Raw genomic sequence first — 1537 nt, 5'->3', positions numbered from 1 at the left:
TTATTTAACCAGTGTGGTCGGTAGCGAAATGCACTCCACTGCCCCCACCGAAGCCCTCAAAGCCCAGGCGATCGCCGCCCGTTCCTATGCCTTAGTCCATATGGTGCGGCCCGCTAGCCAATGGTTTGACCTAGGGGATACCCAACGGTGGCAAGTGTACAAAGGCATCGGTAGTGAACAAGGCCCTTCCCATAATGCCGTTACTTCCACCCTGGGGCAGGTGTTGAGCCATAACGGGGGAGTGGTGGAATCCCTCTACGCATCCACGGATGAAATTGTGGCCCGGGTGCATAAAGGTAAGGGCATGAGTCAGTATGGAGCCTACGACTTAGCTCGTCAGGGTTACAACTATCAGCAAATTCTCAGCCGTTACTATCCTGGGGTGGAAGTGGCCCGGGTAGTGTTAAAAAATTGAGTCGTTTTGGCTGATTGCTTGCCCGGCCTTCCCCAGTTTTTCGATAAAGTATAAGAAGTTACCAGTTAACTAAAGCAAACTCCTTTTCACCGGAAATAAAACCATGAGTACCCAAGATAAAGCCAGGGAACTGCTGGCCAGGGATCGTCAGAACGAAAATCAATTGCAGGAAAACATGGCGGCTCGGGCGGCAGAAACAGAATTGACCGTAGCAGAAGACTTGGACGAGAAAGCCAGGGAATTGTTAGCCGAAGAACGACAACAGGAAAAACATGTGGAAGAAACCATGCTCAGTCGTTCCACCGAGGAATTGAGCTAATTGTAATTATACTGATCTTCTAGCCAAACCCTTTCCCCACAAGCCTTGCCAAGGGTTTAGGGCATATCCTTTCCGTATAGTGACTAAAACTCAATGCCTGGTTGAGCCTTAACATTTTGCTCCCGGAAAGGGTGCTTGATCAGGGTCATTTCTGTGACTAAATCGGCCCGGTCTATCAATGGCTGGGGTGCTCCCCGGCCTGTCAAAATAACGTGATGAGATTCCGGCTTTTCTGCTAGTCCCGCTAGTACAGTCTCCACGTCCAGATAGCCCAGTTTTAACGCCACATTTACCTCATCCAGTAGGACTAGCTGGTAATCAGGATTGCGGATATACTCCAGCGCTTTTTGCCACGCTGCATGGGCGATCGCCTGGTCCCGCTGCCGGTCTTGGGTTTCCCACGTAAAACCTTCCCCCAGGGCCAAAAAAGTTAATTGGTCTTGCCAAGGAGCAAAGGCCGCCTTTTCGGCCGGTTCCCAAGCCCCTTTGATGAACTGAATAATGGCCACCTGATAACCATGGCCCAGGGATCGCAACACCATCCCCAGGGCAGCAGTGGTTTTGCCCTTGCCGTTGCCAGTGTGAACAATTACCAGACCCTTCTCTGCCTTGGCCGCCGCAATGCGCTCATCCTGTAAAGCTTTGCGCTTTTGCATCTTAATTTTGTACTGCTCATCGGACAGGGAATTGGCCATGGTAACTGTTAAGAATTTCTGCAAAAATTGTAACTCTTGCAGGGGACAAATGTTAAGAGTTTGTTGTGAAAACTGCGATGATCCCCATTTTTATTTACGATAATAATA

3 protein-coding genes are annotated in these 1537 nt (G+C 49.8%); 2 read left to right on the top strand and 1 reads right to left on the bottom strand.

From position 1 onward, the window contains the following. Together IQ219_RS19540 and IQ219_RS19535 are read left to right on the top strand one after the other, a co-directional pair. Positions 1-415 (top strand): SpoIID/LytB domain-containing protein (locus tag IQ219_RS19540; protein WP_194073716.1); only part of this gene is annotated, 415 nt, incomplete at its 5' end. Positions 416-518: 103 nt separating this feature from the next. Next, a complete protein-coding gene (locus IQ219_RS19535) occupies positions 519-734 on the top strand; it encodes a hypothetical protein (RefSeq protein ID WP_194021408.1) in 216 nt (71 codons plus the stop codon). An 83-nt stretch (positions 735-817) separates the two neighbouring features. Here the strand turns inward: IQ219_RS19535 and cobO are convergent, their stop codons facing one another. Next, the gene (gene cobO, locus IQ219_RS19530; protein ID WP_194073715.1) at positions 818-1429 is read right to left on the bottom strand and encodes a cob(I)yrinic acid a,c-diamide adenosyltransferase; all 612 of its coding nucleotides are present in this window, start codon (positions 1427-1429) and stop codon (positions 818-820) included. Positions 1430-1537 lie beyond the last annotated feature (108 nt).

This window comes from Synechocystis sp. LEGE 06083, from assembly GCF_015207725.1.
GTDB lineage: Bacteria > Cyanobacteriota > Cyanobacteriia > Cyanobacteriales > Microcystaceae > Synechocystis > Synechocystis salina.
Note: the sequence above shows the minus strand (reverse complement) of the source record. Positions and strands in the feature narration are given on the sequence as shown.

Excerpts from the sequence above, each read along its gene's own strand:
- IQ219_RS19535 (WP_194021408.1), top strand. The coding sequence starts at position 519 with ATGAGTACCCAAGATAAAGCCAGGGAACTGCTGGCCAGGGATCGTCAG.
- cobO (WP_194073715.1), bottom strand. The coding sequence starts at position 1,429 with ATGGCCAATTCCCTGTCCGATGAGCAGTACAAAATTAAGATGCAAAAG.